We start from the raw sequence: 26,437 nt of genomic DNA, 5'->3' as shown, positions 1-26,437 counted from the left end.
CTTATTTTTTGTATTATAAAATAAACCACATTTTCTATTGTAATTTAGTATCAGCCCCCCTAATTTCTGACCATGGATAACACAGCACATATAATCGGCGAATTGAACAAAACCGGACAGGTAGAAGTCATTAAGAAAACGACCTCATTCAAAGGTTATTTTCAGGTTGATTCCTATCGGTTTCGCCACACCCTATTTGCGGGTGGCATGTCAGAGGAGATCCCGCGTGAAATTTTCGAACGCGGTCACGCCGCAGCCGTACTGCCCTTTGATCACAAAACCGGTGAAATCATCCTAATCGAACAATTTCGCCCCGGTGCCTATGCAGCCTCTCAAGACCCATGGCTACTAGAGGTCGTTGCCGGTATTATCGAAGAGAATGAAAACCCGGAAGACCTCACCCACCGGGAAGCCATGGAAGAAGCTGGTTGCACGTTAGGTCGCCTGAAAAAGATTGGGACCTTTCTGATGACACCCGGCGGTAGCTCAGAAACCATTACCCTCTTCTGCGGCGAAATTTTGCACCACGAGAAAAAAGAGTCATACGGTCTGGATCATGAAGGCGAAGATATTCGCACCCACACAATGAAAGCAGAACAAGGCTTTGAGCTTTTGGTCGAAGGTAAAATCACCAATGCCATCACCGCAATTGCACTGCAATGGTTGGAATTAAACCAGACATCACTTACATCTGTGTGGTCTAATGAGACACAGAATGCCTAAACTTAGAAGTAAGCAAGAGTAAAAACGAATTTAACTTACACCTACGGACGACAAAAATGGATATTCGCGACGGATTTATAGACAGCATTGGTAACACACCTCTCATTCGCCTGAAACGGGCATCAGAGGAAACAGGTTGTGAAATCCTAGGCAAGGCAGAGTTCCTGAACCCCGGCGGATCAATCAAGGACAGAGCCGCGTGGGCCATCGTAAAAGACGCTGAAGAAAAAGGCATCCTGAAACCCGGTGGTGTCATTGTCGAGGGCACAGCTGGAAACACCGGTATTGGTCTGGCTCTTGTGGCGCGCGCACGTGGATATCGCTGTGCAATTGTTATCCCCGAAACGCAATCACAAGAGAAAAAAGATATGCTGCGCCTCAGCGGTGCAGAGCTTTATGAGGTACCTGCGGCCCCTTACAAAGATCCGAACAACTACGTTCATTATTCTCAAAGACTGGCACAGGAACTTGCAGGACAGGAACCCAATGGTGTGATCTGGGCCAATCAGTTCGATAATGTCGCCAATCGTCAGGGCCACATTGAAACCACGGCCCAGGAAATATGGAAACAGACCGATGGCAAGGTCGATGGCTATGTCAGTGCTGTTGGTACCGGCGGAACACTGGCGGGTGTTTCAATGGGCCTGAAAGAGCACAACAAAAACATTCAGATCGCTTTGGCTGACCCTCATGGTGCGACCCTCTATAGCTACTACAAACACGGCGAACTGAAATCCGAAGGATCTTCCATCACAGAAGGTATTGGTCAGGGACGTATCACTGCCAACCTGAAAGGCGCCGTGATTGACGAGGCATTCCGTATCAGTGACGAAACCGCTATTCCGATGATCTTTAACCTCTTTGAGGAAGAAGCACTCTGCCTGGGTGGTTCCAGCGGCGTAAACATTGCCGGCGCAATCGAACTCGCCAAGAAAATGGGCCCGGGCCATACCATCGTAACAATGCTCTGTGATTCAGGAACGCGTTACACCAGCAAGCTCTATAACGCAGAGTTCCTCAAAGAACGCGGCCTACCTGTCCCCAAATGGGTTGCCTAAACTCTTTTGAGTTTACACAACTTTATTTCTAAAGGCCGTTCTTTGAGCGGCCTTTTTTTATATTAAAGACTCTGATTTTTAAGCATAATATGCATTAGATATTAATAAAAATTTCTGGCGTGTCTCGATGAAACCTGAACTTACAATCCAACACATGTTGGACAATCTAAGTAATCAAGCTGTGAAGGCATCTGATATCACAAAATGGATTAAAGATAATAATGGCAGCGTTCTTGAAGATTCGTTTTGGGATTTCAATAACGAATTATGCGAAGGTATTCTCTCAGAACGCTGGGAAATCCTTACCGATATAGAAAAGTTCAAGCGCCTGTTTGAGGTTATTCAACTTTGGCCGTGCTATTCTACTGCGACTTTTCTGCCTCGGTTACATATGGATGGAGTAAGTTCTGAAGCAGAGACATTTTGCTGGCAACAGATGCTGTTAATTTTAGAAGATGGAAGTCCGCTGCAACGTAGAACCATCGAATATGTGCTTTGGGTCGATTTCTTTGAGTCTCAAGCAACTTCTGCCAAAGCTTGGAATGGTATTATGAGTTTAAATCCTAATAAAAAAGCGAAAGAGCGTTTATTGGTGAACTCAGGTCCCGTACCATATGTTGAAAAAAAACGATTTTATCATGAACTCTTTAATAATCCAGACGATCATGAGACCCTCGCAGAGTGTTTGGCGCGATCTCTAGATGATTATTACGGCGACATTGACCGAACTGATGCTAAAGCCATGTATGTCGAACTTAAGGTTAAGCATACAAATACTTTTATGAGTTACTTACAGAAAGAATTATAAATTGCTAGCTTAGGGTTTAGTCTTTTCAAGATAATTAGTTATAGGATCTTTTTGAGCATCTGATAACGTATCATGATAATAATTTCCTGAAATTAACCGCTTAAAGCTACACCTTCCCAAATGCTCGTGATAGCTTGGTCTCATAATCAAATAATAAATCATTTTTCAGTTCCCCAGAGGTACCCTAATGGACTTGCTCTTTTACAAAGATGCTTATCAGAAATCCTGCGACGCAATAGTGACCTATTCTGAAGATGGTCAAGTTCGTTTGGATCAAACATTGTTTTACCCCACAGGTGGCGGACAACCCGGTGACAGTGGTTGGCTGGAACTTTCCGATGGAACAAAAAGCAAAGTGCTTGAAGCCAGAAAAGGTGAAAATCACGAAGATGTCGTTCTGCATCTTGCAGAAGATGCCAGCGCCCCACAGGTGGGCAGCAAGGTAACCGCCGTTCTGGATTGGGAGCGTCGCTATGCCCATATGAAGATACATTCCTGTTTACACCTGCTATGTGCCTCTGTGGTTGGCGATGTAACAGGCGGGCAAATCAGTGACGTCAAAGGGCGTTTGGATTTTAATCTGCCGGATACAGCGATTGACAAAGCCGAACTGGAAGAGAAAATTAATCAGTTGATTGCTGAAGACCACGCGATAACGCAGGACTGGATTTCAGACGAAGAACTCGACAACAACCCGTCAATGGTTCGGACAATGTCGGTCAAGCCACCCCGTGGATCAGGAAAAATACGCTTGGTGAAAATCGGTAACGATGTTGACCTGCAGCCCTGTGGCGGCACACATGTTAAATCAACGGGTGAAATTGGCCCGATCAAAATTGGCAAGGTTGAAAACAAAGGCAAACAGAACCGCCGTATCAACCTGACATTTGCATCATAAAACAGAGTAAACATTACCTTGGGGGAATATTATCTTGTCTGAAAAATTTAACTCTGTCGTCTCAACCGAATGGCTTGCCGATCACCTTGATGCCCCTGATGTCAGAGTTGTTGATGGCACCTACTATCTGCCCAATGAAAACAAAGATGCACGCGCGCTATATGAAGAAGCCCATATTCGTAATGCAGTTTTCTTTGACATCGATGATATTTCTGACACCGACAATCCCCTTCCCCATATGATCCCAAGCGACATCAAGTTTGCTTCCAAGGTAAGAAAGCTTGGTCTGGGGGACGGCAACAGGATCGTTGTATACGACCAGCGAGGGCTTTTTTCAGCCGCACGTGTTTGGTGGATGTTCCGACTTTTTGGACACAAGGATGTTGCTGTTCTGGATGGGGGGCTTCCCAAATGGCTATCAGAACATCGTCCGGTTGATGACAATACAGTTCACCCCGGAGAACGACACTTTACGCCGCGTTTCAACAGCTTTCTTATTCGCGACAAAGAACAACTTCTTCGCAATATAGAAACCGGCAAAGAACAGGTTCTTGATGCACGGGCAAGCGGCCGATTTAAGGGGGAAGCACCAGAACCTCGCGCTGGTATTCGTTCGGGCCACATCCCTGATTCGTTCAATCTTCCTTTTACCGATCTCTTCAGAGAAGATGGCACGTTAAAAGATACCCAAGACCTTCGAAACGCATTTGAAAAAGCCGGAATTGATTATGATAAGCCTGTGGTCACATCTTGTGGCTCAGGGGTGACCGCAGCCGTTCTAAGCCTCGGCCTGGAGTTGACAGGGCATAAGAAAACATCGCTTTACGACGGATCCTGGTCAGAATGGGGACAGGAAGGTGATACACCAGTTGTCACAGGATAACTGTTCTTATTTTTGAAACACTTATCACCTATGCTTACTCTTTTAATATAGCAGCCCTTAGAATGTAAGGTCTGGACTCCTTGATGCTTGGAAGAAAGAGCATTACAGAGATAAAACAATCATGCCTTGGCCCCAATAAACACTATGAAATCTGAAAAGCAAACCGGTTCAGAAAAGCAAGAAACAATTAATGCACGCTTTGTAACAGGAAGCATTCTTCGACATGTAATCAACATGACAGCAACGACCTCTATCGGGTTGATGTCGATCTTTTTTGTCGAACTGGTTGATATGTATTTCATCAGTTTGCTTGGTGAAGAATCTCTGGCCGCTGCAATTGGTTTTTCAGGTGCGATAACCTTTTTTATTTTCTCAATCAGTATCGGACTGTCGATTGGGCTTGCCGCCGTTGTCGCCAGAGTTATCGGTGCCGGGCAAGGGGATCAGGCAAAAAGAGTCATTTTTAACGGCTTGCTGACGTCATTCGTTATGATGTCCATTATTGCAATTCCGGTTTATCTCTATACCGAACAGCTTTTATCCCTTGTCGGGGCCGAAGGAAAAACACTGGAATTTGCAGTAAGGTACATGAAAATCACAGTGATCTCCTTGCCCATCATTTCCATTGGTATGTCTATGGGGGCAGTTCTGCGCGCTGTTGGGGCCGCCAAGGCATCCATGATCTCTACCGTGTTGGCCGGGGGTGTTAACATCGTACTTGATCCCCTGTTCATTTTTACTCTGGACTTCCATATCGAAGGCGCGGCCTATGCCACCCTTGTCGCCCGTTTAACAATGGCGATTGTCGCCGCATGGGTCCTGGCTCGCCAGCTTGGCCTTTCTGTGTTCAAATTTCAGGGTGGGCTAAACAGTGATATATCATCAATTTCAAAAATCGCTATCCCTGCAGCCCTGACAAGTCTGGCAACTCCCTTTGCCAATTCCTATGTCACGACATCTGTTGCGGACTTTGGTGCAGATGCCGTTGCAGGCCTAGCCATTATCGGGCGAATCACTCCCTTTGCCTTTGCTGCTGTCTTTGCCTTATCAGCTGCGATTGGGCCAATCGTTGGTCAAAACATTGGTGCTGCACAAACAGGACGAGTTAAATCTGCTCTTAACAGTTCGCTTCTTGTTATTTTTGTCGTTGTTTGCACAACATCACTCATCATGTCGATCTTTGCAGACACGATTGCAGAAATTTTTAACGCCTCTGGCCTAAGCGCAGAGTTGGTGGTTTTCTTTTGCATCTTTACGTCATGGAGCTTTGTCTTCAGCGGCGCACAATTCATTGCAAATGCTGCATTTAACAATATGAACAAAGCAACCTGGTCAACCTTTGCCAACTGGGCCAAAGCGACAGTAGGAACCATTCCCTTCATCTGGGTCGGTGGTGAGTTGGCGGGTGCAAAAGGCATTATCGCAGGTCAGGCCATTGGCTCTGTTCTTTTTGGCATAATCACCATTATCGTTGCCTATAAAATCGTAAGCAGCCCAATGAAAATTACAGATAAACGGGACGACAGGACACGCTATTTCGGTGCTTGGCTGCCAGCAATCTTACCCCAGTTTGGCTGGCAGAGATTTATGGAAGAACGGTGGAATGCAGATCAAGGCAATACAGAGCATGGCAATAAAGAAAAGAATGATTAGTCTTCCCAGATTGGATATAACCAATTTATCTATCCTGCCCCGGCAAAAGAAAGAGTGAGTAAATGACGACAGCCCCACAAATTGAGGTAACGATCTCTTATCTGGAAATGCTGGAGAGACCACATAATTTACTTCTTCACTCTCCACAGGGAAAAAAGACCTCACTTATTCGGGCTTATAAACCGACGGTGTCTTTCTATCGGTATCTCTATAATACAATTGGAGAGCCTTGGTTATGGTGGGAAAGACGCATGTTGTCCGATGATGCTCTGGCGCAGATAATTCAGGATGATAACGTTGAAATTTACGTTCTCTATTACGACGGTGTTCCCGCCGGGTATGCAGAACTGGACCGTCGAGAACCAAAGGAAATAGATCTCGCCTATATGGGGCTAATACCGGATTTTATTGGACAGAAACTAGGCCCATATCTTTTGTCATCCATTATTGACATTGCCTGGTCATACGAACCCAAACGTCTGACTGTTAATACCTGTAGCCTTGATCACCCCAAAGCGCTGGGCGTTTACCAAAAATGTGGATTTACTAACTATGACAGAAACGTCAAAACGATTGATGATCCTAAATATAACCAAGCTTAAAAGAACTTTTTCTCAGGGTATAAAAAAGAAGGTATTTTAATTAATGAAACCATTAACTCTAAGTTTGCCACCCTTTGCAGTTAGTTGGTTTGGACCACGTTCAAGATTGATACCTTTATTGTTAAAATGACGCTGATAAATCTCTTGATAATTACCATGCCTCTGCAAGACCCGGTAAAACCAGTTATTATCAAGCCCCAAAACGTCTCCGAATGAGCCTTTGACACCCAGTAACTTTTGGATTTCAGGGTTAGTTGTTGATGATGCGACATAATCCACGTTTTGAGAATGAATATCTCGACGTTCACTTTCTAACAAGGCCTGAGCATAAAGCCTCACAATTGCCTGCCACTCTTTGTCGGAAGACGACACAACCATTCCCAAATTGTTAGCTGATGACGTCGTACTAAAAATGAGCGGATCAGAAGAAACACTGAATACTTTGTTTAAGAAAATCGACTGCTCTACGCGGGGCAATGCAACAGCTCTGCACCGTTGGCTTTTGGCCAATTTCAAAAGGTCGGTTTCAGATGCTTGGCTCACAACTCCAAAACTGATCTGGTATTTTTGTCCGAATATAGCCAGACTCGTTTTATCCACGGATTCAAGTGAACAAATTTTCTTACCATTTAGATCTGCAACACGGTATCCTTTGAAAAGGATAGCAACATCAAGGCTATTGTGAAAAAGTGTTGCTATATTTTCATGGCTTCCTTGGTGCGACAAACGCTTACTGTCTGCCAATGCGAGAACATCAACCGCCCCCTCAGCCAAGATTCGACCTGCATTACTTTCGGTAATAGTTACTAATTTCACTGCATTTGGATTAGGGAACAGAGCTAAGGCCAGACCTCGACAAAGTTCTGTTCCCATATCTTTGACAGGCGCCTTGTTGAAAAATGCAGTATCAATGACTCCACAGCGAAGATACCCTCTATCTTCAATTCTGTCTCGAACCTCCCCCGCATGAACATAGCTGACAAGACCGATAGGCCCAAGAAGAGCAAGCAAGGTATAGCAAAAGTATTGGATGCATTTTTTCATGAATAAGCGCTGAACAACTTGTAAAAAACTTGGAATAAGACTCCGAATTTATTTCTTCTCGATAAGTTCGATTTTATAGCCATCAGGATCTTCAATGAAAGCAATGACCGTAGAGCCATGTGCCATAGGACCTGGCTTACGCGGAATGTTTACACCTTCTTTTTCCAGTAATTCGCAAGTTTTATATATGTCTGGCACCCCAAGCGCTAAGTGACCAAATCCATTCCCCAGCTCATAAGCATCATTTTGATCCCAATTATGCGTTAACTCAATAACAGTATTATTTTCTTCATCACCATATCCAAGAAAGGCGAGCGTGAACTTACCAGAGGGGTATTCGTTTTTCCGTAAGAGTTTCATCCCGAGATGACGTGTGTAAAAATCAATCGACTTATCAAGATCCAGAACACGGATCATTGTGTGTAAAAAACGAAAGGAAGTGTTTTGAGACATTTCGCTATCCTTAGTAATAAAGATGTTATTGATAATAGGTTACTTATTAGATGCAGAAATAACAGATAAAATGGTCTTCGCTGCTTTTATACTCGGCATATGGTTTTCTGCCTTTAACTTCGCAACAGCCTCGGTGTATCCCTTGATTTGATCTTCTCTTTTCTGCCTGTCGCGAAAGAGAGACGATATATGTTTTACAATATCAGGAACATTACAATTTTTCTGTATTAACTCTGGCTGGACTTCACGATTCAATAGAATATTTGCAAGGCTGACATATTTGATTTTAAGAAGAAATTTAGCAAAAAAAGCTGTTACCGGCGAAACTTTATAGGCAACAACCGTCGGTACATGATCAACAGCTAACTCCAAAGCAACCGTGCCGGACGCAGCCAAAGCAACATCAGAACATTTAAACGCCTTGTGTTTACCCTTTACCCCCTCAATAACGCGAACAGGAGTTGGCCACTGTTCAATCAATTCATCGATAAAGGGGCGAACATTACTCACGGTGGGGATAACGCATTGTAAATTAGGTAATGACTTCCTTAATTCTATGACAGCCTCTTTAAAAAGAGGCCCTAAGCGTAAAACCTCTCCTCGCCGACTACCCGGCAGTACGGTCAAGATAGGTGCGCTGGGGTCTAACGAGAACTCATCGCATATTGCGTCTCTATCAGCTTCAGTTATTTGCTCTCCTTCAAGGACGGGATGCCCAACAAAGGTAGTCTCTAGGCCATGCTTCTCAAAATAAGGTGGTTCAAAAGGAAGGAGTGTCAATAAATGATCCAGATACCTGGAAACCTTCTCCGCGCGCTTTGGTTTCCATGCCCACACAGACGGCGCAACATAGTGAATAAGAGGAATAGACTGCCCCTTGAGGCCTTTGCTGACCTTTAGACTAAAGCCCGGCGCATCGATTGTTACAAGTGCAGATGGCTTTATTTTCAGAATATGTTCTTTTGTCTGCTTAATACGTCGAAGAATATTGGGGATGTGTGGCAAAACCTCGGCCAAGCCCATAACGGATATTTCTGAAATCGGAAACAGGCTTTCCAATCCCTCAGCGGACATACGCTCTCCGCCAATACCCGCAAACCTGATCTTCCCCCCGGTTTCTTGTTTCAGCGCCGCCATAAGACGCGCACCTAACTGATCACCCGATGGTTCTCCGGCTATAAGGTAGATTAGGGGAACGTCGCTTTTGGGCTCAGTCATAATCAGCAGGTTCAATACCAATTAGGAAAAGCCCGGATTCATTGGCGAGTTGAACAACAGCATCCCGGTCAACAACCAATGCACCGCCAGCTTCAATTGCGATGCCTCTTAATCCAGACTTAACAGCTCTTTTCACCGTTTCAATACCGATCGTCGGTAAATCGGCACGCCTTTCCTGTTGCGGTTTTTTTAGTTTCACCAACACGCCACCTGCTGCATCCCGCCTCAGACCTGCGCAACGATCAATCAGTGCATCAGTTCCCTCAATTGCCTCAATCCCAAGAACAAGTCCCTGTTGAACAACTACTGACTGCCCAACGTCGGCCAGCCCCATCAAACGTGCAACCTCTACACCACGCTTGATATCTGTCTGTGCCTGCGCATCAGGAGAAAATTTGCCATAGATTTCTTTGGTCGCCAAAAGATCGTGCAAAATATCGTCAATTCCCAAAAGGTTAAAACCTTCAGTCTCAAGGGCAGATACGACTGATTTTAAAAGGCCATCATCCCCGAGACTCTTCGCGCCTATCTTTGCAAAAAACTGCAGCGCACGCCAGTCAGGGCGCAGTTCAGCCATTGACGGCCTTTTAACAGGCCCGATCATAATCAGGTCTGTTACCTGCTCTTTTTTTAACCTGGAAATAATGTCACCAGCAGCCCCCAACCGGGACCAGAGGTGCTCAACGTCCATAACAGTTTCATTATCTGTTTGCCCTTTAAAAGCAACGACAAAGAAATCTCGTCCAGTATCTTGGCAAAGTTTAATAAGACGCCGAGGAAGTTCCCCTCCCCCGGCTAAAATTCCAAGTTTCCCGGACATTTACTTTGGTTGGCAAATAGCACGCGAAGAGTCCGTACCAATAAAGTCCAGGACTTCTTTCGCTGTTGGGTTATCAGAATAGGTTTTCTTTGCTTTTTCAAGCCGCTCTGAGAGAGTTCCTTCTTCTGAGAAAAGCATTTTGAAAACAGACTGCAAGCTGGAAATATCATCCCGTGGTAATCCATGGCGTTTCATGCCAACCAGATTAAGGCCGCTTAATCTCGCTCGCTCTCCCATAACCATGCCAAAGGGAATAACATCGTTTTCGACACCAGACATGCCACCAATCATAGCATTACGTCCGATACGTACAAATTGATGCACAGCAGAAAGCCCACCAATGATGGCAAAATCATCTACCTCAACATGGCCGCCCAATGTCGCATTGTTCACCAGTATCACGTTATTGCCAATGATACAGTCATGTGCAACGTGGGCCGACATCATCAGAAGACAATTATCACCGATTTTTGTGACCAATCCGCCACCAGTCGTTCCTGGATTAATTGTTACATGCTCACGAATGCGGTTATTCTTGCCAATAATCAGCTCTGATTTCTCTCCATCGAACTTGAGATCCTGCGGCTGATGCCCAATTGAGGCAAAGGGAAAAATAACCGTTCCTTCACCAATAGAGGTATTCCCCGCAACAACTACATGGCTATGTAAAACAACATTTTCATCAAGCTTTACATTTGATCCAACAATACAATACGGCCCGATTTCAGCTGTTTCATGAACGATTGCACCATCTTCAATAATAGCGGTGGAGTGAATAGTCACAATCAGTCGTCCATAATCATTGCGGCAAATTTGGCTTCGGCAACAAGTTTTCCATCAACCATCGCCTTGCCTTCAAACTTCCAAACGGCACCACGGCTACGCGTCTTGGTAACATGAATTTTCAACTGATCCCCAGGTGTAACCGGTTTACGAAAACGTGCTTCATCAACCGTCATAAAATAGACCAGTTTACCAGCAGCTTCGCCATCTAGCGTTTCAACAACAAGTACCGCAGCTGTTTGTGCCATGGCCTCAATGATCAACACCCCAGGCATTACCGGTTGTCGAGGAAAATGACCTTCGAAAAAAGGCTCGTTAATGGTCACATTTTTAAGACCTACCGCACCTTCGTCTTTGATAATATTATCAACACGATCAATGAGTAGGAAAGGGTAACGATGGGGAATCATTTCCTTGATTTCAAGGATGCCTACTGAGCGCCCCTCACCCGTTGTTACAGCTTCTTCACTCATTTAATTACCTTTCTTCGTCTTTAGTTGCTTTTGCCAAATGGTGCAAAGCCTGAAAAAGTCTTTTATTGGCATCGCAGGAGCACCTGCAACAGATTGTCCAGCCTCGACTGATCGCATTACCCCTGCTTTACCGGCAATACGGGCACCTGTCTCAACTTTAATATGTCCACTGACACCAGATTGAGCGCCCATTACAACATAATTTTCAAGCACGCTACTTCCAGCAACACCCGACTGCGCAACAATTACACATTGCTTGCCAATCTGAACATTATGACCAATTTGCACAAGGTTATCGATTTTGGTGCCATCGCCAATAACGGTATCAGGTCCGGCTCCCCTATCAACGGTCGAATTTGCACCAATTTCAACATTATTACCGATAATAACGCGCCCTAATTGAGGAACATCAACATACCCATCAGGCTCCATAGCAAAGCCGAAACCGCGGTTACCTATTCTGACGCCAGAATGGATCTGACAGTTATTACCTATAAAAGAATACTCAACTGTCGCATTGGCACCAATTGATGTATTTTCTCCAATTTTGCAACTATCATGGACAACAACGTTAGGCGCCAGATAACATCCTCCGAGTATCTCTACATTTTCCCCAATCACCACACCAGCTGAAATAACGCAACTATCGTCCACAAAAGCCGATTCAGCAATAACGGCAGATGAGTGAACCGAACCAGAAGCATCTTTACCAGTTGCGTAAAATTTTTGGGCAATCAAAGCGTAAGATTTATAAGGTTTCTCGGTCAGAATAAGACGCGTTCCGACAGGCGCTTTATTTGCAAACTTCTTTTCCAGAATGCAAACTCCCGCCGAAGTCTCAGCTAGAGCAGAAACATATTTTTTATTATCAAGAAAACTTACTTCTGTCTCATTGGCCTCTTCCAATGACCCAACATCTGTGACCAAAAAACTCGGATCTGATCCTTCAGAAAGCTCTCCCCCGACATGGTCGCAAAGCTCTTGTAAAGAAAAAGGACCCGCATTATGAAAAAACCGAGAATCAGCCATGATAAGAGGTACTCAAATACTATTTTAATGTTAATGCGGGTAACGAGGCATTTAGCTTTTGGATAACTTCATCAGTAATATCAAGGCTATTTTGTGAATAGACGAGAGATGTTTTTGCTAAAATCAAGTCGAGTTTCTTGGCATCAACGATCTGCTTGATAACAACATCAAGGTGCTTCTTGATTTCATTTAACCCTGAATTTCGAAGCTGAGTAAGACTTTTGTTACGTTCTTTAGCTTCACTACGAATCATCGCAGCCTGCTTATCCAAATCTGCTTTCTGTTGCGCGAAAACTTCTGGCGCAAGAATAGATTTTTGTCGAACCAGTTCCTGATGTTTACTAAGTAAACCTTGCTCTTTTTGACGAAACTCCTGCTGGAACTGATTTTTGCGGCCGACAACAGTTTGGTTAACCTGTTGCATTGCTTTAGAAGATTGAAACACCTTTTTTGTATCAACGACCGCAATTTTAAGCGACAGATTTTGAGCATTCACATCAGAGTTAGCTCCCAATAACCCACCGAATGCAGTAATAATAACAAAAAGAGCAGCAATTTTTTTCATATAAATCATCAGTTAAAAACTAGTCCCAAAGCTAAAGCTAAATATTTCAGTTTCATCATAATCTTCTTTTAATGCGGCAAAACCAAGATCCATTGCCAAAGGCCCAAAAGGTGAAGACCAAGTCAAACCTGTACCAAAACTCACTCTTGGATTTGATGAGTCATCGACCCCGGAATCATTACCATCAATATTCCAAGTCGCACCAAAGTCAGAGAAAACACGTCCTTTAACACCAAACTCTTCTGGTAAACCAAGCGGGAATGTTAGCTCAACACTTCCGTTATAAAAATGTTTTCCACCAAGAGCATCATCACTACCTTGATCACGAGGGCCAACGCCGCCCGATTTAAACCCTCGCAATTTGTCGCCACCAAGGAAGAACCTGTCAACGATACGCGTGTCTTCGTCTAATCCAATGATATTTCCAACTTCGGCTCGTGTTTTTAGAATTAAATCTTCAGTGAATGAGTAGTAATTGGTTCCCCCGAGTGTGACTTTCAAATGCTGAACATCACCACCAAGTCCTGCAAGTTCGTTTTCAAGTGTTAGTAAATAACCGTCGGTCGGTGAAATCCGTGAGTCCAGCTTGTCATACGTTAAGGTAGAAGATATCGCTGATTTAATCGAAGTTCCTTCTTGTTCCTTAACAAGTGCAGCAGCATCAGAATCTATATTTTCAATTTCAATATGCTCAAACCGATATCGCAATACTTGACGTAATTCTTCGGACAGATCATAGCCAATCCGAAGCGCTGCACCAGTCTTTTTCTCATCGAAAGCAAGGCTATCCTCTTCCCTAGTGATTCTGAAGATATCAAAACCTGCTGCGATTTCTTTATCCAGGAAATAAGGTTCGGTAAAACTGATATCGGCTTCAGATCCAGATCCTGCCAAGGCAACATTAAATCGTAAATCCTGCCCTTTACCAAGAAGGTTACGTTCACGAATACCAATTGATCCAAGAGGGCCAGAAGAAGATGAAAAACCCGCACCAAATGTCAACTCACCAGTTGATTGCTCTTCAACATCAACTTTAATAACAGTTCGATCAGGAGTGCTTCCAGGCTCATTATTAACATTCACAGACTGGAAAAAGCCAAGTCGTTGAATCCGGGACCTGGATCTTCGGAGTTTCGAACTATTAAAGGCATCGCCTTCTACAAGTCGAAACTCCCGACGAATAACTTTATCCAGTGTACGGCTGTTACCTTCAATATCGATGCGCTCAACATATACTTTAGAACCCTCGGAAATACTAAAGACAAGGTCAATTACTTTGCTTTCAGTATCTTTTTCGGGTACCGGCCTTACATCAACAAAAGCATAACCTAAATCACCGACAGCATCCGTTAGATTATCAACAGTCTTGTCGATAAGATCTGCGTTATACCACTCATTTTCTTCAGGTAGAATTTGATCTTCAACAGTTGTCGGATCAAAATCTTTCAAAGCGCTTTCAACATCAACGACACCAAATTTATAACGTTCACCTTCGTTAATCGTAAAGGTTACAACAAATGATTCCCTGCTTGATGTGAGTTCTGCAATAACAGACTGAACCTCAAAGTCAGCATAGCCTTCTTTTAGGTAAAAGCGACGTAAAAGCTCTCTGTCAAAGGTTAAACGGTCTGGATCATAGGTATCACTATCCGTCAGAAAATTCCAAAAAACAGTTTCAGATGTTGATACGACGCCCTGCAATTTACCATCAGAAAACTCTCTATTTCCGATAAAGTTAACAGTCGTAACATAACTACGGTCACCTTCAACAACTTCGAAAACCAAATCAACTCTGTTTTGTGGCAACTGAATGACTTTTGGCTCAACCGTCGCAGCAAAGCGACCGGAACGACGGTATAGTTCTAATAACTTTTGAGCGTCTGCTTGTGCTTTTGTGCGGGTAAAAACGACTCTTTCCCTTAAGGATGTTTCCGCTGCCAAGATTTCATCATCCAGGCGCTGGTTACCTTCAAAAGCAATTCTGTTAATAATTGGATTTTCAACAACAACAACAATTAGATCCCCGCCCTGACGTTTCAAAGAAACATCAGCAAAGAGTCCTGTCGCAAAAATACTTTTCAACGATCTGTTCAAAAGTACGGGGTCAAAAGTATCGCCTGGATTGACTTCCATATAAGAACGAACAGATTCAGGTTCAATTCGTTGCGTTCCCTCAACAACAATATTGTCAATGGTTCCCCCAGACATAAGAGCCTGAGCAAAAACATTCTGGCTATTTCCAGCTTCTAGAACCAGAAACAATCCCCCAATTAATAGCGAAAAAAGCGTCTTACGAAACACATTTACCCCCGGGTAACCCGTATGATCTTGACTTCACAAGCAGATTTAGAACGACCTATATAATCCATAAATCGTTCCAGGTCACAAATAACATTAAGCTCAATACCAGAGCCAGCCCAATTCGGAAACAATATTCTTGAGCACGTTCATTTAATGGCTTTCCTGAAACGGCTTCAATCATATAAAAAAGTAAATGCCCGCCATCCAACATTGGAACGGGCAACAAATTCAAAAGCCCCAGATTGATAGACAACATTGCCATCAGACCAATGTAATATTCTAATCCAGCTTCAGCTGCCATACCAGACATCTTGGCAATTTGAATTGGTCCACCGAGTTCTTCAACAGAACGATGTCCAGTAAACATTTGCCCGATGGCTTTAAAAGTCCCGATTGAGACATCATAGGTCTCAACAACGGCTGCACCAACAGCAGAGAAAAAACCATGCGTTTTTAAGGATGACCTATCGCTTAAAATTCCAATTAACCACCGTTTAGCTTCCCGGCCATTATGATCAGTGTAAACATCCACTTTTGGCTGAACTGTCAAATTAAGAAGTTGGCTATCTCTCTCGACAACAACATCAATAGGATCACCTGACCCCAGCTGAACAAGCCTCTGTAGCTGTTCAAAGCGATCAATTTTAGTTCCTGCGGCCTCTACAATTAAATCTTGGGCTTGAAACCCTGCTACTTCAGCAGCACTACCTTCCATGACTTTAGCAACGACCGCCGCGGAATATGGTTGCCCCACAAAGCTGTAAAGACCCGTTAAAAGAACAATTGCCAAAATGAAATTAGCGATTGGTCCAGCAGCGACAATCGCAGCGCGCTGACCAACAGATTTAGCCTTAAAGGTTGTTGATAGCTCTTCCGGAGATAAATCGGAATTACCATTAGATGTTGAGCTGGTGACATCAGCATCACCAAACATCTTTACATAGCCGCCCAACGGGATAACACTGAATTTCCAACGTGTTTGATTTTTATCATTAAACCCGAACAGTTCAGGGCCAAAACCGACGGAAAAAACATCCACTTTTACACCATTCTTTCTCGCAACCCAGTAATGTCCGAGCTCGTGGAAGAAAACCAGGATGGTTAAAAGCACTAAAAATGCTAGAAGTGGTATAATAAATCCCATTAGATAAATCTTGTAACCTTCGCTATGTAATCACGTTGCCTAAGAAGCACGGCATATTAGCCGTTTGCCTCCCTATTCAAAAGCTTTTTTGCAGAACAAATCACGCAAATCAGTTAATTAATCTGAGCTTTGCTCCAATCACGAACTTCCTGATCAAGCATTTGAACAGCTTCCAGTGTCATTTTGTTAGCTGAAGCAAAAGTATGAACCGCTTTTCCAACAAGATCTGAAATACCCAAGAAAGATACTCTTGATTGTAAAAAAGCCTCTACAGCAACTTCATTTGCCGCATTAAACACAATGGTTTTGTGCTCACGCAATGCTTCTCTGGCAATATCAAGAGCTGGAAACCTTTGATGATCCGGAGTTTCGAAAGTAAGTTTAGATATTTCTGCCAAATCAAGCTGTTTAACGGGCGCTTTCATTCTTTCAGGCCAAGACAGTGCACAGGCTATAGGCGTCCTCATATCCGGATCACCCAACTGGGCAAGTACAGATCCATCAATATAACTAACCGTAGAATGAATAATAGATTGCGGATGAATTAGAACTTTTATCTTATCTTCTGACAAACCGAACAAATAAGCCGCTTCAATAAGCTCCAACCCCTTGTTCATCATTGTTGCAGAATCAATAGAAATTTTGGCACCCATATCCCAATTAGGATGAGCCAAAGCCTGCTGTGGGGTCACAGTTTCCATTTCCTGTAATGAAAAACAGCGAAAGGGCCCGCCAGAAGCGGTCAGGGTAATATGGTCGATACCAGATTTATTCTCAAAATCAAAAACTTGGAATATAGCGTTATGTTCTGAGTCCACAGGTAGAAGCGTCGCCTGGTTCTTAGAGACCTCTTCAACCATTAAATCACCAGCACAAACAAGTGCTTCTTTATTTGCAAGAAGTATGGTCGCCCCACGTTTTATCGCCGTTAAAGTCGGCGCCAGACCAGCAAAGCCAACAATCGCCGCCATCACTTGATCTGATGGACGTTCAGCTGCGTCCAGTAATGCATCTGCACCAGCAGCAACTTCAATACCTGTACCGGATAAGGCGGATTTAAGGTCTTTATACGCCGCCTCATCAGCAACAACAGCCATTTTCGCGTTGAGCTCAACGGCTTGTTGCGCAAGTAAATCAACGTTTCTATTTGCAGTTAAAGCTTCAACATTAAACAATTCTGGCGATCGTTTTAGCAAGTCGACGGTGCTGGTGCCAACTGAACCTGTAGAGCCCATGACAGTTATAGATTTTTTCACTACAGCACCCTTACCTTGAGACGGCGTGTGTTTGATCAACGCACATTATTACGATTAGCTTAATACACAATATGAATAAGAAAAACCAAAAGCGCGCAAGCCAGAAGCCCATCGACCCGATCAAACAAACCGCCATGACCAGGAATCAGGTTACTTGAATCTTTTGCGTCAAACCTGCGCTTGATATGGGATTCAAAAAAATCACCCATTTGAGAAATAACGGCCAAACCTGCCCCGGAAAGACCTAGGATAAGAGGATTATAAAGCCCTGTAAATTCTGCAAACACATAACTAATAAGGGCAGCAGAAACCATTCCACCAATCAATCCAGCCCATGTTTTTTTGGGGCTTATACCAGGCGCTATCTTGGGCCCGCCAATCGATTTTCCAGAAAAATACGCGCCGATATCCGTCGACCAAACAACAAGTAAAATCCAGAGAACAATTTCAAAACCGTTTCCAGAGCTATTTCGCAACCAGAGCAACGAGTATGTAGTGACCGAAAGATAGCCTAGCCCTAGCGTCAGCCAGAATGCTAGATCAGACTTCCGATTGGCAAATCGCGTATATAGGTAAAGCATAATAGCGCAGGATAGAAGCGCCGGCACAAAAAAGTCAGTGTACCCAAAAGCACTAAGGGTCAATAACCCGGTGATAGAAACAACAAGAAACCACCCCGGTGCTTCAATCTTGCGTCGATAACACAGCGAAGCCCATTCCCAGGCAAGAATAAGGCCGGACAAGACGATAAGCTCGTCGCTATAGGGAGACCCCAGATAAACAGCAGCAAGAACAGGCGGACCAAGGATTATAGAAGAAAGCGACCTGACAAGAAGGTCGCTTTTTTTAGGCCGTTTCGGCTGCGGATCCATAACGTCGTTCACGTTTCTGGTACTCCTCAATAGCCTGGATCAAATCTTTTTCAGAAAAATCAGGCCAGTATTTTTCAACAAAAACCATTTCACTATAGGCAAGCTGCCATAACAGGAAATTGCTTATACGCATTTCACCGCTGGTGCGAATAAGAAGATCTGGATCGGGTATCTCTGATGTATACAACTCTTGTCCAAAACAGGTCTCTGTAATTTCGTCGCTATTCAGGTCGCCATTTTCAACTTTACGAGCAATCGCTTTTGCTGCTTCAACAATCTCTTGTCGCCCGCCGTAACTCAAAGCCATGACAACTGTCATCTTTGTATTGTCGCAGGTTTGCACCTCGGCATCTTCGATCAGCCGAACAATATCTGCGGCAAGCCTGGAACGATCCCCGATGACCTTTAGGCGAATACCAGCCTTGTGGAATGTTGCCAATTCACTTTGCAGGTACCTGCGCAACAATCCCATTATATCATTGATTTCACTTTCAGAACGATTCCAGTTCTCAGACGAGAAACTGTAAAAAGTCATATAGGGAATACCAATCTTAATTGCAGACTTAAGTAGTTCACGTAAAGCTTCGGCGCCTTTACGGTGCCCAAATGCCCGGGGCAGATGCCTTGCATTAGCCCAACGCCCATTCCCATCCATTATGACGGCAATATGTTTTGGTATTCCCTTTGTCATCGCTAAATCAGAACAATCACGCAGTTTTAAACCTGCATGATCTCCTCTTCTTTTTGCGCAGTTGCTTCATCAATCTTTTTGATATGAGCATCTGTTATCTTTTGGATATCATCACCCCAGCTATGCATTTCATCCTGAGAGATTTCACCATCTTTTTCCATCTTCTTCAGGGCTTCCATGCCATCGCGTCGAACATTTCGAACCGCGACCTTGCCCTGTTCAGAATATTTACCCGCAATTTTCGTCAGCTCTTTACGACGCTCTTCAGAAAGCGGTGGGATCGGAACGCGAACAAGCTGTCCATCAGGGGACGGGTTCAACCCAAGGCCAGATTCTCTGATGGCTTTTTCAACGGCGCCAACCATTGATTTATCCCACACCTGTACCGCAAGCATACGGGATTCAGGCACTGTAACAGTTCCAACCTGATTAAGAGGCATAGAAGCGCCATAGGCATCAACCATAATAGGATCGAGAAGTGCAATAGAAGCACGCCCTGTCCGCAAGCCGGTGAATTCCTTATTCAGTGCTTCAAGCGCACCATCCATACGACGTGATAAATCTTTCATGAGGGCATCTTGCGACACAGCCTATCCCCTTCTTATTTAATAATAGTAAAACAGCCTTCGCCACCAACAGCTTTGGCGAAAGAACCAGTTTCATAAATAGAAAACACAATAATCGGTATATTATTTTCCCGTGTCAGCGCAATAGCAGAATGATCCATAACACCTAAATCATCTGTAAAGACACGTTTATAGGAAAGAGTTTCAAAACGTTCTGCGCTTGGATCTTTTACAGGATCTGCTGAATAAACACCATCAACCTTGGTACCTTTCAACAAGACCTCACATCCCATTTCCGAGGCGCGCAACGCGGCAGCCGTATCGGTCGTAAAGTATGGGTTACCTGTACCAGCGCCAAAAATAACCACACGGCCTTTATCCAGGTGGCGCTCTGCACGTCTGCGTATGTAAGGTTCAGCAACAGTATCCATCGGAATAGCTGTCTGGACACGGGTCTCAACCCCGATTTGCTCCAGCGCATTCTGCATCGCCAGAGAGTTCATCACCGTTGCGAGCATCCCCATATAATCCGCAGTTGAACGCTCCATACCAGCAGCCGCACCGGAAAGACCGCGGAAGATATTCCCACCTCCGACAACAACACAAACCTCAACGCCCATATCGACGACTTCTTTAATATCGTGCGCAATCTGATTGACTGTTTCAGGGTCAAGACCGAACTGGCCATTCCCCATTAGTGCTTCACCAGAAAGCTTTAAAAGAACACGTTTATATTTGGGTGCGTCTGTCACAGAGATCTCCTTTGTCCACTGCGATACCAAATCATCCAATTATCAGAACACTCTTCTAGCGTAAAAATGTGCTCGAAAAAAGACAATCATAGTGGAAGCAAGTGATTTTGAATACAAAAATGGCCCCGATCGCTCTCTCTATTGAAAGAACAGATCGCGGCCAAATTCGTGATTTACTTAGTTACCGAGTGTCGCAGCAACTTCAGCAGCAAAGTCTTCTTCTTTTTTCTCGATACCTTCACCAAGCTGGAAACGTACGAAACCAGTTAGCTTTACAGGAGCACCAAGTTCTTTAGCAAAAAGCTCAACAGCTTTACCGACAGAATTCTCACCGTCGATAACATAGCCCTGCTCTAGCAGACAGACTTCTTCGTAGTACTTACGAAGACGACCAACGAGCATTTTTTCGATAATTTCTTCAGGCTTGCCAGAAGCACGCGCCTGATCAGAAAGAACTTCTTTCTCGCGCTCAAGAGCAGCAACATCCACAGAATCACGATCAAGCGCCTGTGGGTTTGCAGCAGCAACATGCATCGCTACTTGCTTACCAAATGCTTCAAGCTTGGCCGCATCACCGGATGATTCTAGCGCAACCAACACACCAATTTTACCAAGACCAGGAGCAGTCTGGTTGTGGATGTAAGAAGCAACAACACCTTCGCTAACTTCCAAAGAAGCTGTGCGACGCAGGCTCATGTTTTCACCAATAGTTGCGATGTTTTTTGTCAAAACGTCAGCAACAGTACCTTCGCCGCCAGGGTAGTCGGAATTTGCAAGCGCTTCAACATCACCACCAGCAGTCAGTGCCTGTTGGGCAACAGCTTTAACAAAAGACTGGAACTGTTCGTTACGGGAAACAAAGTCTGTTTCAGCGTTAACTTCTACAACAGCACCTTTGGCACCATCTGTAGAAACAGCAACAAGACCTTCAGAAGCGACACGGCCAGCTTTTTTAGCAGCGGCAGCAAGGCCTTTTTTACGAAGCCAATCAACGGCTCCTTCTAAGTCACCATCAGTTTCGGCAAGGGCTTTTTTACAATCCATCATGCCGGCACCGGACTGATCCCGGAGTTCTTTAACCAGAGCAGCAGTAATCTGGGCCATTTTCTATCTCTTTTCAGAAATTAAATATCAACATAGACACAAGTACAAGAACGGCGGCATAGGAGCCGCCGTTCCAATTGTTCATTTGCGAACAGCTTAAGCTTCGGCAGCAACAGCTTCGTCAGAAGCTTTCTCTTCAGAAGCAGCAGGTGCCTCTTCAGCAGCATTTTCTTCAGGCAGCTGCTCGGCAGGAGCCTCTTCAGAAGCACCGATATCTGCACCAGAAGCAGTCAACTCTTCCTGAAGACCATCGATAACCGCGTCGGCAAAGAGATCACAGTAAAGGCTGATCGCACGGATGGCGTCATCGTTACCTGGAATTGGGAACGTGATACCAGCTGGATCAGAATTTGAATCAAGGATACCAACAACAGGAATTTTCAATTTCGCCGCTTCAGCAATTGCAAGGTGCTCCTTGTTTGTGTCGATAACAACGATCACATCAGGAATACCACCCATTTCCTTAATTCCGCCAAGAGCGCGCTCTAGCTTGTCGCGCTGACGAGTAAGATTAAGAAGTTCTTTTTTAGTCAGGCCAGCCTGATCGTTTTCAAGACGCTCATCAAGCTCTTTCAGACGACGAATAGAGTTAGAAACTGTTTTCCAGTTAGTCAGCATTCCGCCCAACCAACGATGGTTAACATAGTACTGACCACAGCGTTTTGCTGCTTCAGCCATTTTCTCACTTGCCTGACGCTTTGTTCCAACGAACAGAACGCGACCACCACCGGCAACAACTTCACGTGTAAAGGCAAGACCTTTGTGGAGCATTGGTACGCTCTGCTCAAGATCAAGAATGTGGATACCGTTACGTGAACCAAAGATGTACTGAGACATTTTCGGGTTCCAACGACGGGTTGTGTGACCGAAGTGAACACCAGCTTCTAGAAGCTGACGCATTGTAAATGTAGGAAGCGCCATAGAATAAAACCTTTTCTCTTCCGGTTAAACTTCCGCAGGCCGTAATCTCCATCCAGGATGGAAACACCAGAAACGACGAACAAACTGTTCTCGTTAGACCTGCGTGTTGTCTTAGTGATGTTGCGGGTGATACTCTTCTATAGCAAAGGATGCAAGTCTTTTCTCACCCATAAATGCATTCATAACAATTATATCATAAAAAGTACGAAATAACTGGCATTAAACCTCTTCCAGATCGATGCCTTCTATTGCTTTGATTGCCTGACGAATAGAAGGCGAAACTGTATAGCCCTTTGGCAGTTCCAATTCCAGTTCCTGACCATCTTTCAAACCAAGAACAACAGATATGCGACCCCGTCCCTTTACAGCGTGATTATCCAGTATCGTTTTCAATGGTTCTAATGGCTTATCCGAATTTATATACAACTTGAGGCCTGTATCCGTAAGGGAAGCTGCGTCATCCAGTGGTGTGACGGCCTGAAGAAGAAATCGCGGTTCATCATCGCCGGGTTTAATCTCCCCGGTCAGGGTTGCCAAGATCGGGACATTGCTTTCCAGAATTTCGCGACTGGCCAGCAACACATTGGAAAAAACCATTGCCTCAATTGTGCCATGAGCATCCGAAATCTGCACAAAGGCAAACTTGGATCCCTTCTTGGAAATACGTTCCTGTTTACCAACAACAATGGCCCCGATTTTAAGGGGGCCACCCTGCCCTTTGGATTTTTTTGTTTGGTCAATAGCCTCTGCAACATTAACGGCGCGCAACCGCTTTAGGATTTGAGTGTAGGTGTCAATAGGATGCGCAGAGAGATAAAAGCCAATCGCATCGAACTCATGTTTTAACTTTTCCAGATCAGGCCAGTCCGGCACCTTCGGCAACGCCAGATCAATCATGGTCGTATTATCCTCGCCCCCAAAGAGGTTAACCTGATCACTCTCTCGCTCCTGTGCCGCGGCAGAAATGTTGCGAACAATATTCTCCGCCCCCAGGAAAACCTGTTGCCTGTTGGGTGACAAACTGTCAAAGGCCCCCGCTTTAGAGAGGTTTTCAACAAGCCGTTTATTGATCGTCTTTGAATCGACACGGCCAACAAAATCAGTCAGGTCTTTGAAGGGACCATTTTCATTACGCTCGTTAGTGATGTTTTCAATGGCCTGCTCACCAACATTTTTAACCGCAGCCATCGCATAGCGAACCGCTTTGTTACCATCATCCATGGTTTCAACCATGAACTCTGCATAGGACTTGTTGATATCCGGCACCAGTAACGGAATTTCAAGACGAGACAGCTCTTGTCTAAAAATATTCAACTTATCTGTATTTGAAATATCATAGGTCATGGTCGCCGCCATGAACTCCACAGGATAATTCGCTTTTAGATAAGCTGTATGATAGGCAACCAGTGCATAAGCCGCGGCGTGACTTTTGTTAAAACCATAGCCGGCAAACTTGTTGACCTGATCAAAAATCTCATCGGCCTTTTCGGCTTTCACATCATTCTTCACAGCACCTTCAACAAAGATCTTGCGCTGCGCGTCCATTTCCGCCTGAATTTTCTTACCCATCGCACGACGCAACAAATCCGCACCACCCAATGAATAGCCGGAAAGCTTCTGCGCGATCTGCATCACTTGTTCCTGATAGATCATGATCCCGTAAGTTTCTTTCAGGATATCCTCGATCAAGGGATGCATGTAATCCGGGGTTTCTTCGCCTTTTTTACGAAGAATGTAACTTGGAATGTTTTCCATTGGACCCGGACGGTAAAGGGCCACCACCGCGATAATATCTTCGAATCTATCAGGTTTCATGCGCTTGAGCACATCGCGCATCCCCGTGGATTCCAACTGAAACACCCCAACGGTGTCACCCCGCCCCAGTAAATCGAAAGAGGCTTTGTCGTCCAGAGGCACTTCACTCAGATTAATCGGCGTTCCCGCAGATCGGATAAATTCGCAAGCGCGCTCCAAAACGGTCAGGGTTTTCAAACCAAGAAAATCAAACTTCACCAACCCGGCCTGCTCAACAAACTTCATGTTGAATTGGGTCACAGGCATATCTGAACGCGGATCGCGATAGAGCGGTACCAGCTGATCAAGCGGTCGGTCCCCGATCACGACACCAGCAGCGTGGGTTGACGCATGACGGAACAAGCCTTCGATCTTTTGCGCTATATTCAAAAGATTATCGACAGTCTCATCCGTTCTGGCCATTTCCCTGAGCTGAGGTTCCTGTGCAATTGCCTCTGGCAATGAGGTCGGCTTGGCAGGGTTATTCGGCACAAGCTTGCACAGGCGATCTACCTGCGGGTAAGGCATTTGCAAAACGCGCCCGACATCACGCAAAGCCGCCCGCGCTTGCAACTTACCAAAGGTAATAATCTGCGCGACCTTATCCCGCCCGTATTTATCCTGTACGTAGGTGATAACCTGATCGCGTTTGTCCTGACAGAAATCCACATCAAAGTCAGGCATGGAAACACGTTCCGGGTTCAGGAACCTCTCGAAAAGCAATCCCCAGCGCAAGGGATCGAGATCGGTAATGGTTAAAACCCAGGCCACCACAGACCCCGCCCCAGATCCACGCCCGGGACCAACCGGGATATTGTGGTCTTTGGCCCACATAATGAAGTCGGCAACAATAAGAAAGTAACCGGGGAAACCCATCTGTTCGATAATCCCCAGTTCGTAATCAAGACGATCACGATAGGGTTTTGCGATCTCTTCGCGTTTTGCGGCATCCATGTCAGACGTAAAGACGTGCTTTTCGAGACGATCTTCCAGTCCGACTTCGGATTGATGACGTAACTCTTCTGTTTCAGAGCGACCGTCCCCGGTATCAAACGGCGGCAGGATCGGTGCAATCGGCTCGACAAACCATGAACAACGCTGCGCAATCACCAGAGTGTTCTGAATAGCCTCTGGTATATCAGCAAAAAGCCTCTTCATCTCATCAGCGGATTTAAACCGATGCTCAGACGTCAGCCGACGACGTTCACTCTGGGAAACATACGCACCCTCTGCAATGCAAATCAGGGCATCATGCGGAAGATACATATCGTCAGCGGCAAAGAAGGCTTCGTTTGTCGCGACCAGTGGTACGTTGTGTTTATAAGTAAGATCAATCAAACGATCCTCAATCGCCTGTTCTTCCGCCAGACCGTGGCGCATCAGCTCCGCATAAAAACGCCCCTGAAAAATACCCGCCAATTGCGTGAAAACAGCCTCGGCATCGGTATCCCTGTTTTCCAACAACAGACGGCCAACAGCCCCTTTGGGACCTGCACTGAGAGCAATCAACCCCTCATTACACCGTTCCAGATCTACCAGCGTAACCTGTGGCGTCAAACCTGTTTCGGTTTCCATAAAGGCATGAGAAATCAGGTGCATCAAATTCATATAGCCCTTTTGATTTTGGGCAATGAGCACCAACTGATCCGGCTCGGGCACAATGGCACCGGTTCGTTTGTCCGCATCAGGGCGGGCAATCATCAACTGGGTCCCCAAGATTGGCTGGACGCCAGCACCTTTGGCAGTCAGTGAAAATTCAAGCGCCCCAAACATGTTACTGCTATCCGTAATGGCAGCAGCGGGCATATCATGTTTCTGGCATAGCTCGACAAGTTCCTTAGCCTTAATAGCACCCTCGGAAAGGGAATAAGCTGTATGAACCCGAAGATGAACAAAGTCAGCATACGCCATAAAGAAACTCTCAAACTAAATAAAACTGTAACGCAAAAATTTCAGGATCAGTCATACTCCAGATTGCTTGAAAAAGGCAAAATAAAAACCCGACACCATTCGGCATCGAGTTCCT

25 protein-coding genes are annotated in these 26,437 nt (G+C 44.9%); 7 read left to right on the top strand and 18 right to left on the bottom strand.

The genetic code is table 11. The features are described from left to right. Nucleotides 1-72 precede the first annotated feature (72 nt). The 7 genes from WH95_RS07630 to WH95_RS07600 all read left to right on the top strand — a co-directional run bounded on the left by WH95_RS07630 (nt 73) and on the right by WH95_RS07600 (nt 6,625). Nucleotides 73-723 (top strand): NUDIX domain-containing protein, encoded by a 651-nt coding sequence (locus WH95_RS07630; protein WP_046505173.1) that lies wholly within the window; start codon nt 73-75, stop codon nt 721-723. A 56-nt stretch (nt 724-779) separates the two neighbouring features. Next, a complete protein-coding gene (locus WH95_RS07625; protein WP_046505170.1) occupies nt 780-1,781 on the top strand; it encodes a cysteine synthase A in 1,002 nt (333 codons plus the stop codon). Between the two features lie 127 nt (nt 1,782-1,908). Beyond that, entirely contained in the window at nt 1,909-2,589 is a 681-nt protein-coding gene (locus tag WH95_RS07620) for a hypothetical protein (RefSeq protein WP_046505167.1), read from the top strand. Between the two features lie 187 nt (nt 2,590-2,776). Then, nucleotides 2,777-3,487 carry an alanyl-tRNA editing protein gene (locus WH95_RS07615; RefSeq protein WP_046505165.1) on the top strand — a complete coding sequence of 237 codons (711 nt, stop codon included), beginning with the start codon at nt 2,777-2,779 and terminating at the stop codon, nt 3,485-3,487. 34 nt (nt 3,488-3,521) lie between these two features. Then, entirely contained in the window at nt 3,522-4,370 is an 849-nt protein-coding gene (gene sseA / locus WH95_RS07610) for a 3-mercaptopyruvate sulfurtransferase (RefSeq protein ID WP_046505163.1), read from the top strand. 144 nt (nt 4,371-4,514) lie between these two features. Next, on the top strand, nt 4,515-6,023 hold the full coding sequence (locus WH95_RS07605; RefSeq protein ID WP_052741861.1) for an MATE family efflux transporter: 1,509 nt from the start codon (nt 4,515-4,517) through the stop codon (nt 6,021-6,023). A 62-nt stretch (nt 6,024-6,085) separates the two neighbouring features. After that, nucleotides 6,086-6,625, top strand: a complete 540-nt coding sequence (locus WH95_RS07600; RefSeq protein ID WP_046505160.1) for a GNAT family N-acetyltransferase — start codon at nt 6,086-6,088, stop codon at nt 6,623-6,625. 36 nt (nt 6,626-6,661) lie between these two features. Here WH95_RS07600 and WH95_RS20485 read toward each other — a convergent pair whose 3' ends face one another. The 18 genes from WH95_RS20485 to dnaE all read right to left on the bottom strand — a co-directional run bounded on the left by WH95_RS20485 (nt 6,662) and on the right by dnaE (nt 26,322). Beyond that, nucleotides 6,662-7,669 (bottom strand): type 2 periplasmic-binding domain-containing protein, encoded by a 1,008-nt coding sequence (locus WH95_RS20485; RefSeq protein WP_052741860.1) that lies wholly within the window; start codon nt 7,667-7,669, stop codon nt 6,662-6,664. A gap of 48 nt (nt 7,670-7,717) precedes the next feature. Further along, entirely contained in the window at nt 7,718-8,122 is a 405-nt protein-coding gene (gene gloA, locus WH95_RS07590) for a lactoylglutathione lyase (protein WP_046505157.1), read from the bottom strand. A 39-nt stretch (nt 8,123-8,161) separates the two neighbouring features. After that, entirely contained in the window at nt 8,162-9,340 is a 1,179-nt protein-coding gene (lpxB, locus tag WH95_RS07585; RefSeq protein ID WP_046505155.1) for a lipid-A-disaccharide synthase, read from the bottom strand. Continuing rightward, entirely contained in the window at nt 9,333-10,160 is an 828-nt protein-coding gene (locus WH95_RS07580; protein WP_046505153.1) for an LpxI family protein, read from the bottom strand. The genes lpxB and WH95_RS07580 overlap by 8 nt, the downstream gene beginning before the upstream one ends. Then, complete coding sequence (gene lpxA, locus WH95_RS07575) at nt 10,161-10,946, bottom strand: acyl-ACP--UDP-N-acetylglucosamine O-acyltransferase (RefSeq protein WP_113771996.1); 786 nt, start codon at nt 10,944-10,946, stop codon at nt 10,161-10,163. It abuts the gene before it with no gap. After that, nucleotides 10,946-11,416: a 3-hydroxyacyl-ACP dehydratase FabZ gene (gene fabZ / locus WH95_RS07570; RefSeq protein ID WP_046505148.1), complete on the bottom strand. Its 471-nt coding sequence runs from the start codon at nt 11,414-11,416 to the stop codon at nt 10,946-10,948. The genes lpxA and fabZ overlap by 1 nt, the downstream gene beginning before the upstream one ends. Then, nucleotides 11,417-12,445: a UDP-3-O-(3-hydroxymyristoyl)glucosamine N-acyltransferase gene (gene lpxD / locus WH95_RS07565; RefSeq protein ID WP_046505145.1), complete on the bottom strand. Its 1,029-nt coding sequence runs from the start codon at nt 12,443-12,445 to the stop codon at nt 11,417-11,419. It abuts the gene before it with no gap. Nucleotides 12,446-12,464: 19 nt separating this feature from the next. Then, nucleotides 12,465-13,010, bottom strand: coding sequence for an OmpH family outer membrane protein (locus tag WH95_RS07560; RefSeq protein ID WP_157845912.1), 546 nt, complete (start codon nt 13,008-13,010; stop codon nt 12,465-12,467). Between the two features lie 12 nt (nt 13,011-13,022). Then, entirely contained in the window at nt 13,023-15,311 is a 2,289-nt protein-coding gene (gene bamA, locus WH95_RS07555; protein WP_046505141.1) for an outer membrane protein assembly factor BamA, read from the bottom strand. 55 nt (nt 15,312-15,366) lie between these two features. Beyond that, the gene (rseP, locus tag WH95_RS07550) at nt 15,367-16,455 is read right to left on the bottom strand and encodes an RIP metalloprotease RseP (protein ID WP_046505139.1); all 1,089 of its coding nucleotides are present in this window, start codon (nt 16,453-16,455) and stop codon (nt 15,367-15,369) included. A gap of 113 nt (nt 16,456-16,568) precedes the next feature. After that, nucleotides 16,569-17,690: a 1-deoxy-D-xylulose-5-phosphate reductoisomerase gene (locus WH95_RS07545; RefSeq protein WP_046505431.1), complete on the bottom strand. Its 1,122-nt coding sequence runs from the start codon at nt 17,688-17,690 to the stop codon at nt 16,569-16,571. A gap of 80 nt (nt 17,691-17,770) precedes the next feature. Next, on the bottom strand, nt 17,771-18,595 hold the full coding sequence (locus WH95_RS07540; protein WP_204247737.1) for a phosphatidate cytidylyltransferase: 825 nt from the start codon (nt 18,593-18,595) through the stop codon (nt 17,771-17,773). Further along, nucleotides 18,558-19,274: an isoprenyl transferase gene (locus tag WH95_RS07535; RefSeq protein ID WP_046505136.1), complete on the bottom strand. Its 717-nt coding sequence runs from the start codon at nt 19,272-19,274 to the stop codon at nt 18,558-18,560. The genes WH95_RS07540 and WH95_RS07535 overlap by 38 nt, the downstream gene beginning before the upstream one ends. Before the next feature lie 26 nt (nt 19,275-19,300). Then, nucleotides 19,301-19,843, bottom strand: a complete 543-nt coding sequence (gene frr / locus WH95_RS07530; protein ID WP_046505134.1) for a ribosome recycling factor — start codon at nt 19,841-19,843, stop codon at nt 19,301-19,303. A 32-nt stretch (nt 19,844-19,875) separates the two neighbouring features. Further along, complete coding sequence (gene pyrH, locus WH95_RS07525) at nt 19,876-20,592, bottom strand: UMP kinase (protein WP_046505133.1); 717 nt, start codon at nt 20,590-20,592, stop codon at nt 19,876-19,878. 177 nt (nt 20,593-20,769) lie between these two features. After that, the gene (gene tsf, locus WH95_RS07520) at nt 20,770-21,696 is read right to left on the bottom strand and encodes a translation elongation factor Ts (RefSeq protein ID WP_046505130.1); all 927 of its coding nucleotides are present in this window, start codon (nt 21,694-21,696) and stop codon (nt 20,770-20,772) included. 96 nt (nt 21,697-21,792) lie between these two features. Next, nucleotides 21,793-22,617, bottom strand: coding sequence for a 30S ribosomal protein S2 (rpsB, locus tag WH95_RS07515; RefSeq protein WP_046505127.1), 825 nt, complete (start codon nt 22,615-22,617; stop codon nt 21,793-21,795). Nucleotides 22,618-22,836: 219 nt separating this feature from the next. Beyond that, nucleotides 22,837-26,322, bottom strand: a complete 3,486-nt coding sequence (gene dnaE, locus WH95_RS07510; RefSeq protein WP_046505124.1) for a DNA polymerase III subunit alpha — start codon at nt 26,320-26,322, stop codon at nt 22,837-22,839. Nucleotides 26,323-26,437: the final 115 nt, after the last annotated feature.

It is taken from the genome of Kiloniella litopenaei (assembly GCF_000982415.1).
GTDB classification, from domain to species: Bacteria; Pseudomonadota; Alphaproteobacteria; order Kiloniellales; family Kiloniellaceae; genus Kiloniella; species Kiloniella litopenaei.
The sequence above is the reverse complement of the archived record's forward strand: the minus strand, read 5'-3'. Positions and strand labels throughout refer to the sequence as shown.